Source organism: Pseudomonas sp. PS02303 (genome assembly GCF_029959925.1).
GTDB lineage: Bacteria > Pseudomonadota > Gammaproteobacteria > Pseudomonadales > Pseudomonadaceae > Aquipseudomonas > Aquipseudomonas mandelii.
Genome location: NZ_JASCOM010000238.1, coordinates 1 through 9,032 on the forward strand (window position 1 = coordinate 1; position 9,032 = coordinate 9,032).

Below are 9,032 nucleotides of genomic sequence, written 5' to 3' on the forward strand. Positions count from 1 at the left end.
GGCAAGCCTCGCTCCTACAAGGTCGTGCGTTGGCGTAAACCTGTAGGAGCGAGGCTTGCCCGCGAAGGCGTCAGCACAGCCAACATCGAAGGCTGAGGTTTAAATCAACCCCGTCTCATCATCATCAATCAAGTGACTCAACCCACCCAACGCCTCACGCGCCTGGGTCCGGTCCATCAGCTTGGCCTGGGCGGCGGCCGGCAGGTCGGTGACGCGGATAACGCCTTTGCTGGTCAGCACCTGGATCAAGTCGTCGAGTACCCGGATCATTTCCTGGTCGCTCGTCTTTAGCTGCTTGAGGCTTTTTTCCACAGCTTCGTTGGCGTACCAAGCCTGGATTTCATGGTTGTCGGCCGGCAGCGTTTCCGTGGCTTCGGCGTAGGCCGCGGCTTCCACGCGCACTAACTGACCTTGCGCATCTCGTTGCACGTAGAACATTGAGCATCCCTCAGAAATGAACCAGCGTCATGCTGTCAGCAGCATAGGCCAACTGGGCACGAGTATGCGGTGCGGCGACGAAATCGTCACCGGGGGGATGGGCACAACGTGACGGCCGCCCCATAAGGGCGGCCGTTTTTCGTGGGATCAGCTGTTGTTGTGATCGACTTTGATGGTCGGGTCACTGCCGGCAATCAACGAGTTCAGGTTGGCGCTGGACCAGTTATTGCCTTCCAGTTTGATCGTCACATCCGGCGTTGCGGCCGCGGCATCGCCTGAGTTGAACTTGCCGCCGGAGCTGACTTGCAGCGACGACACGCCATCCACGGTGCTGATTTTCAGGAAGTTGTCGATGGTGCTGCCGGTTTCGCCTTGCAGCAGATCGCGCAGGTCGATGCGGTCACCTTCGCTGGCCTTGAAGTCCTTGATCACGTCGTTGCCGGTGTCGCCAGCCTTCCAGACGAAGGTGTCGGCACCCGAACCGCCAATCAGGATGTCGTTACCCTGACCGCCCATCAGCGAATCGTTACCCGAGCCGCCGAGCAGAATGTCATTGCCCTTGCCGCCGTCGAGCAGGTCGTTGCCGCCCTGGCCGAAGATAATGTCATTGCCCGAACCGCCCAACAGCGTGTCGTTGCCGTCATGGGCGCCGGACACGTCGAATGCGCTGTAGTGCTCGGTGATGAACTGGTGCACGTTGCTGGTGGTGACTTTGCTGACGTCCACACCGGTTTCTTTGGCGACGAACGCCTGCACCGCCTGGTAACCCTCGCCGGCGATGCCGTTGAAGCTCACCAGGTCGCCGAACAGGATGTCGTTACCATTGCCGCCATTGACCGTGTCGGCACCCGGCATGGTCGCTTCGGTGTGACCGATGATCGAGTTGGCCAGGTCTTTCGGATCAATGTTGGTTTGCGGCGTCTTGTCCGAGTCGTATGGCTTGAGGTCGCTGAGGGTGACGTCTTTGTTCAGGCCGATGGCTTCAACCGTCGACACCTTGTCCAGCAGCGCGAAACCGTTGGTCGAGTTGTCGATGGCGCTGGAGCCAGTGCTGCTGCCGTTGCCGTCGCGATAGGACAGCTCGTAAGTGCCGTTGCCCTCAGCGCGAATGGTGCCCAGTTCGGAACTGCTCCAGTAACCGCCCCACGAGTTCTTGTACGTCTGCAGTGTGACGGTGCCGGAGTTATCGATGCTCAGGTAGTGAGTGCTGTCCAGATAACCGGAGTAGGTCTGCCCCAACTTGTAATTGGTGGTGGTGATCACATCATCGAGCTTCACGTTGCCGAACAGGGTCGGGTTGGTCTGCTCACCGCTCTGGTAATAGGTCGGCTTGCCATCGGTGATGAAATACGTGAGGTTTTTCGCCCCGGTGTTGGCCATGGCGTCGGCACTCTGGAACCAGTTCGCCGTGGTTTTGAATACGTCTTCGTAGTTGGTGCCGCCGCCCGACGACATGGAATCCAGCACCGCTTTGAGCAGGATCAGTGCATTCGGATCGTTCAGGTTCACCGAGACAGACTTGTTGACCTGGTTATCGAAGTCCGCAAGGAAGATGTTCACCGTCCCGGAATTACCACCCATGCTCTGCTTGAGGGTGTTGAATACCGACGTCAGCGAGTCCTTGGCGGCGCTGATCGACGAGGCGCTCATGCTGCCCGAACTGTCGACCATGAAGGCGATGTTGTAGTTGGTTCCCGGCACCACGGTCAGCCCGCCGATGTCGGCGACCATGATGTCGTTGCCGTCGGTGCCGGTGATGGTGTCATCGGCCGCCGTGGCAGTAACGGCGTTGTAGACCGCCGGGTAAACCGTGACCGGGATTGTCGCGGTGCTGGCCGCAGAGCCGCCGAGAACTTCGGTGGAGGTCGAGGTCACGGTCAGGTTGAACTGGCCGTTGTAGTACGGCGGCGGGGTCACGGTCAGGGAGCCGAGGTTCCAGCCAGTGACGTTGGCCTCACCCGACGAGGTGCTGGCGGTGAAGGTGTGGCCGGCGCCATCGGTGAGCACGGAGCCCGCCGGGATGCCGCTGATCTTCACGACCAGGCTTTCGGAGCCGTCGGTATCCGTGAGCGCAGTTTTGATCGCAGACAGGTGAACGCTGGTGCCTTCGGCCGCTTCGTTGAGCTTGTAGCCGTCGTAGTAGCCTTCGCCGTTGGTGCCGTGCAGGTCGGAAACTGTCACGCCGGAAGCGGCCAGATCTGCCACGCCGGTGTACAGCGGCACACCAGCGCTGCTCAGGTCGACCGCCGCGCCGCCGTTGACCGACAGGTTGACGTCATAGCTGCCCGGGCCGCTCTGGTTGTGGTGGTAGATATCCAGGGTGTAGTAGCCGCTGGCGGTCGGGGTGAACGAACCGCTCAGGTTGCCGCCCGCGCCCCAGAGCGCGCTGGCCACGTTTTTGCCGCCGATGGTCACGAGCAGGCTGTCATCACCGGTGCCGCTGAAGCTGTAAGTCTTGCCGGCTTCAAGGTAGATCAGGCCGGACGTTTTTGATGCGGTGCCAGCGGTCACGCTGCCGTCGGACTGCACGTTGGTCACGGTGGTGCTGCTGTTCGGTTTGCCGGCCGCATCGATCACCGACTTCAGCGTGTTCGACGCCGCGCCGCTGCCATCAGTGCCGAGGCCCGACAGGCCGGTCCAGACTTCCTTGATCAGCCCGGTGGATTTGACACTATTGTCCGCCACGCTCAAGGACGGCGCGTCAGCCACCGGCGTGATGTCGATCTTGATCGTGCCGATGTTGCCCAACGTCGTGCCGTCAGTAGGCTGGAACTTGATCTGTGCGTAGTCCGCCAGATTGTTGCCGACGCCGGTGCCGCCGTAGCCATTGGCGCCGGACTCGTTGGCATCCGGCAGGAAGCGCACTTTACCCGCGTCGATGTCAGCCTTGGACAGGGTCTGATTGGTCGTCACGTCGGTCCAGGTCGAACCGTTCAGGTACTGCAATTTGCCTTCGCCCGGCAGGCCGGTGATTTTTACGCCGAGGCTGGCGGCCGGACTGTCGACGTCGCTGACGCCGAAGGTCGACCAGCCGAGGATCAGCGGGGTGTCCTCGGTGCCGGTGAGGTTAACCGGCGCGGCGGTTGGCGCATCGTTCACTGCCACGACGTTGACGGTGGTGGTCGCAGTGTTGGAGTAGTTGCTGCCATCGGTCACCGTCACGGTGATGATCCGCGGCACGGTGCTCGGGTCTTCACTGCTGTTGGTGAAACTGATGTTCTTGATCTGCTGCATGTAGTCGGCCAGCGTCGCATTGCCGGACAACGTCAGCGTGACGGTGCCGTCCTTGCTGTTGGCATTGATGGAGATGCCGTTGACGCTGTTGCCCAGGTTCAGCGCGTCGCCCGGTTGACGGTTGGTCAGCACGATGGTCGCGCCGGTCAGCAGGGTGCTGTCCGGGTCGGTGATTTTCAGGTCGGTGTCGCCGATCGATACACCTTGGCCCGTGGTGCCTTCGGTGAAGGTCACGTTGTAGTTGGCCCCGGTGGCGCCGCTGGAGTTGTTGGCGTCCAGGTCGAGCACGGGCGGCGCATCGTTGTCGATGATCGAAGTGCTGATGCTGCCGTTGGACGCGCTGATCGCCAGGTTCTCGAAGTTGCCGCCGGTGGCCGAGTCGATCTTGACCACGAAGTTTTCGGTGCCCTCGGTGATCCTGTTGTCCAAGGTCGCAACATTGAAATTCGCCGTGCTGGCACCCGCCGGAATTTTCACGGTGTACACGCCGGTGAAGTCCGAACCGTCGGCGGCGGTGCCGCTGTAGGTGATCTTCAGGGTGACTTCGGTCTGCGCCGGGCTCGTCAGGCTGACGGTGTAACTGGCGGTCTGGCCCTCAGTCACCGAGGTGCTGCCGGTGATGCTGACTTCGGTCCGGTCGAGGGTGTCGGTGACGTTGGTGACGGCCGCCGCCGGGCTTTTGACCAGGTTCTCGAAATTACCACCGGTGGCGTTGCTGATGGTCGCCTGGACCGTGCCCGCGTCTTTGTAGACGTCGTCGGCCGGCGCCTTGACGGTCACGGAGCCGCTGGTGGCGTTGGCGGCGATGGTGATCACTGCGCCGTTGCTCAATGTCACGGTGACCGGAGTGCCGGCGGCATGGGTCAGGTTCGCTGTGTAGACGATCGAACCGCCTTCAGCGACCGAATCGGTTGCTGTCAGGCTAAGCGTGGTGGTGTCCGCCGAGTCGGTGACCGAGGTGTCGGCCGACTTGCCATCGACATCCAGCTTCTCGTAGTTACCGCCTTTGGCGTCGTCGATCTTGACGCTCAGGGAGCTGCCGCCGGCCAAGGCATCGTTCGGTGCGATGAAGTTCACACTGGCGCTGCTCGCGCCGACCGGAATGGTGATGGTCTGGTTGTTGGAGAGGGTCACGACAACCGGGGAACCGGTCACTGGCGCAGTCACGGACGCGGTGTAAACCACGGTGCCGCCTTCGGCCACGGAAGGCGTGGCGGTCAGGCTGACGGTCGAGGTGTCGATCGTGTCGGTGACACTGGTCACAGCGGCAGCCGGGTCTTTCACCAGGTTCTCAAAGTTGCCGCCAGTGGCGTCCTTGATGGTCGCTTCGACTTTGCCGGCGTCTTTGTAGACGTCATCGGCCGGAGCCTTGACGGTCACGGAGCCGCTGGTGGCGTTGGCGGCGATGGTGATGACGGCGCCGTTGCTCAGGGTGACGGTGACCGGCGTGCCGGCCGCGTTGGTCAGGTTGGCGGTGTAGACGATCGAACCGCCTTCGGCGACCGAATTGGTTGCTGTGAGGCTCAGAGTGGTGGTGTCTGCCGAATCGGTGACCGAGGTGTCGGCCGACTTGCCATCGACATCCAGCTTCTCGTAGTTACCGTCTTTGGCGTCGTCGATCTTGACGCTCAGGGAGCTGCCGCCGGCCAAGGCATCGTTCGGTGCGATGAAGTTCACACTGGCGCTGCTCGCGCCGACCGGAATGGTGATGGTCTGGTTGTTGGAGAGGGTCACCACTACTGGCGAACCGGTCACTGGTGCAGAGACGGATGCGGTGTAAACCACGGTGCCGCCTTCGGCCACGGACGAAGTCGCGGTCAGGCTGACGGTCGAGGTATCGACGGTGTCGGTCACATCGGTGACCGCTGCCGCTGGGTCCTTGACCAAGTTCTCAAAGTTGCCGCCAGTGGCGTCCTTGATGGTGACTTCGACCTTGCCGGCATCCTTGTAGACGTCATCGGCCGGCGCCTTGACGGTCACGGAGCCGCTGGTGGCGTTGGCGGCGATGGTGATGACGGCGCCGTTGCTCAGGGTGACGGTGACCGGCGTGCCGGCCGCGTTGGTCAGGTTAGCGGTGTAGACGATGGAACCGCCTTCAGCGACCGAATCGGTTGCTGTCAGGCTAAGCGTGGTGGTGTCCGCCGAGTCGGTGACCGAGGTGTCAGCCGACTTGCCATCGACGTCGAGCTTCTCGTAGTTACCGCCCTTGGCGTCGTCGATCTTGACGCTCAGGGAGCCGCCGCCCGCCAGGGCATCGTTTGGCGCAACGTAGTTCACGCTGGCGCTGCTAGAACCGACCGGAATGGTGATGGTCTGGCCGTTGGACAAGCTCACGACAACCGGCGAACCGGTCACTGGCGCGGTGACGGACGCGGTGTACACCACGGTGCCGCCTTCGACCACGGAAGGCGTGGCGGTCAGGCTGACGGTCGAAGTGTCGATCGTGTCAGTGACGCTGGTCACAGCGGCAGCCGGGTCCTTGACCAGGTTTTCGAAGTTGCCGCCAGTGGCATCCTTGATGGTGACTTCGACCTTGCCGGCATCCTTGTAGACGTCATCGGCCGGCGCCTTGACGGTCACGGAGCCGCTGGTGGCGCCGGCGGCGATGGTGATCACCGCGCCGTTCGACAGGTTTACGGTGACTGGTGTGCCGGCCGCATGGGTCAGGTTCGCGGTGTAGACGATCGAGCCGCCTTCAGCGACCGAATCTGTTGCTGTCAGGCTGAGTGTGGTGGTGTCCGCCGAGTCGGTGACCGAGGTGTCCGCCGACTTGCCATCGACGTCGAGCTTCTCGTAGTTACCGCCCTTGGCGTCGTCGATTTTGACGCTCAGCGAGCTGCCGCCCGCGAGGGCATCGTTTGGCGCAACGTAGTTCACGCTGGCGCTGCTCGAGCCAACTGGAATGGTGATGGTCTGGTTGTTGGAGAGGGTCACCACTACTGGCGAACCGGTCACTGGTGCAGAGACGGATGCGGTGTAAACCACGGTGCCGCCTTCGACCACGGAAGGCGTGACGGTCAGGCTGACGGTCGAGGTGTCGATCGTGTCGGTGACGCTGGTCACAGCGGCAGCCGGGTCTTTAACCAAGTTCTCAAAGTTGCCGCCAGTGGCATCCTTGATGGTTGCTTCGACTTTGCCGGCGTCTTTGTAGACGTCATCGGCCGGTGCCTTGACGGTCACGGAGCCGCTGGTGGCGCCGGCGGCGATGGTGATGACGGCGCCGTTGCTCAGGTTCACGGTGACCGGCGTGCCGGCCGCGCTGGTCAGGTTGGCGGTGTAGACGATCGAACCGCCTTCAGCGACCGAGTCGGTTGCTGTCAGGCTGAGTGTGGTGGTGTCCGCCGAGTCGGTGACCGAGGTATCCGCCGACTTGCCGTCGACGTCCAGCTTCTCGTAATTGCCGCCCTTCGCATCATCAATCTTGACGCTCAGCGAGCCGCCGCCCGCCAGGGCATCGTTTGGCGCAACGTAGTTCACGCTGGCGCTGCTCGAGCCAACTGGAATGGTGATGGTCTGGTTGTTGGAGAGGGTCACCACTACTGGCGAACCGGTCACTGGTGCAGAGACGGATGCGGTGTAAACCACGGTGCCGCCTTCGACCACGGAAGGCGTGGCGGTCAGGCTGACGGTCGAGGTGTCGATCGTGTCGGTGACGCTGGTCACAGCGGCAGCCGGGTCTTTCACCAGGTTCTCAAAGTTGCCGCCAGTGGCATCCTTGATGGTCGCTTCGACTTTGCCGGCGTCTTTGTAGACGTCATCGGCCGGAGCCTTGACGGTCACGGAGCCGCTGGTGGCGCCGGCGGCGATGGTGATCACCGCGCCGTTCGAAAGGGTGACGGTGACCGGCGTGCCGGCCGCGTTGGTCACGTTAGCGGTGTAGACGATCGAACCGCCTTCAGCGACCGAATCAGTAGCGCTCAAGCTCAACGTCGTGGCGTCCGCGCTGTCGGTCACTTTGGTGACGACGGCGGAGCGGTCGGTGTCGAGTTTTTCGAAGTTGCCGCCCGTGCTGTCTGCGATCGCTGCCCGAACAGGCGAGGCGCCGGTGTAGACGTCATTTGGCACGGTGTACGGCGCCGAACCGCTGGACTCGCCGGCCTTGATGTTGATCACCAGACCGTTATTCAGGGTCACGGTCATGGCCGTGTCGGCAGGATGGCTCAACGTGGCGGTGTAGTTGATCTGACCACCTTCGCCGACGGTGCTCACATCGGCACTGAGCTTGAGCGTGGTGGTATCCACGGTGTCGTTGACGGTGGTGGTGTGCGTGGTTTTGCTGACGTCGAGTTTTTCGAAATTGCCGCCGTCGGTGCTGGCGATGCCAACGGTGATTTTGCTGCCGTCCTTGTAGACGTCATCGCTCGGCGCCGGAACGGTGATGAGGCCCGACTTGTCGCCGGCCTTGATCAAGACGCTCTCGCCGTTGCTCAGTTTGACCGTCATGTCGGTGCCGGCGGCATTGCTGAGGTTGACGGTGTACGTAATGGTGCCGCCCTCGACCACGTAGTTGCTGGCGGTCATGGTCACTTTGGTGGTGTCCAGGGTGTCACTGATGGCGGTCGAGGTCGGGGTCTTGTCGGCGACCAGGCTCTCGTAATTGCCCCCCGTCACATCCTTGATGGCGTTGGTCAGCGGCTCGTGGCCGACCAAGGCATCGTTCGGCGCTTTGACGGTGATCGAGGCGTTACTTTCGCCGACCGCAATGGTGATTTTTTCGCCATTGGACAAGGTCACGACGACCGGCGAACCGGTGACCGGCGCGGTGACGGAAGCGGTGTAGACCACGTTGCCGCCTTCGGCGACAGAGGAAGTTGCAGTCAGGCTGACGGTCGACGTATTGATCGTGTCAGTGACTTCAGTAACCGCCGCTCCCGGGCTGGTGACCAGGTTTTCGAAGTTGCCGCCAGTCGCGTCTTTGATGGTCGCTTCGACTTTTCCGGCATCTTTGTAGACGTCATCGGCAGGCGCCTTGACCGTCACGGAGCCGACCGTCGCGCCGGCCGCGATGGTGATCACGGCACCGTTCGACAGGTTCACAGTGACCGGGGTGCCGGCAGCATTGGTCAACGTCGCGGTATAGACAATCGAACCGCCTTCCGCGACCGAGTCGGTAGCGCTCAGGCTGACGGTGGTGGTGTCTGCGGAATCAGTAATCGAGGTGTCTGCCGACTTGCCGTCGATGTCCAGCTTCTCGTAGTTGCCACCCTTCGCGTCGTCGATTTTCACGCTCAGAGAACCACCGCCCGCCAATGCGTCGTTTGGCGTTATGAAGTCCACACTGGCGCTGCTCGAGCCGACCGGAATGGTGATGGTCTGGCCGTTGGACAAGGTCACGACAACCGGCGAGCCGGTCACCGGAG

At 62.2% G+C, this 9,032-nt stretch carries 2 protein-coding genes; both read right to left on the reverse strand.

Annotated features, from left to right (window positions below):
- Positions 1–99 precede the first annotated feature (99 nt).
- The gene (locus tag QMX98_RS28735; RefSeq protein ID WP_102594831.1) at positions 100–438 is read right to left on the reverse strand and encodes a tryptophan synthase subunit beta; all 339 of its coding nucleotides are present in this window, start codon (positions 436–438) and stop codon (positions 100–102) included.
- Positions 439–585: 147 nt separating this feature from the next.
- Positions 586–9,032: immunoglobulin-like domain-containing protein (locus QMX98_RS28740; RefSeq protein ID WP_282411750.1), on the reverse strand; the 8,447-nt coding region annotated here is incomplete at its 5' end.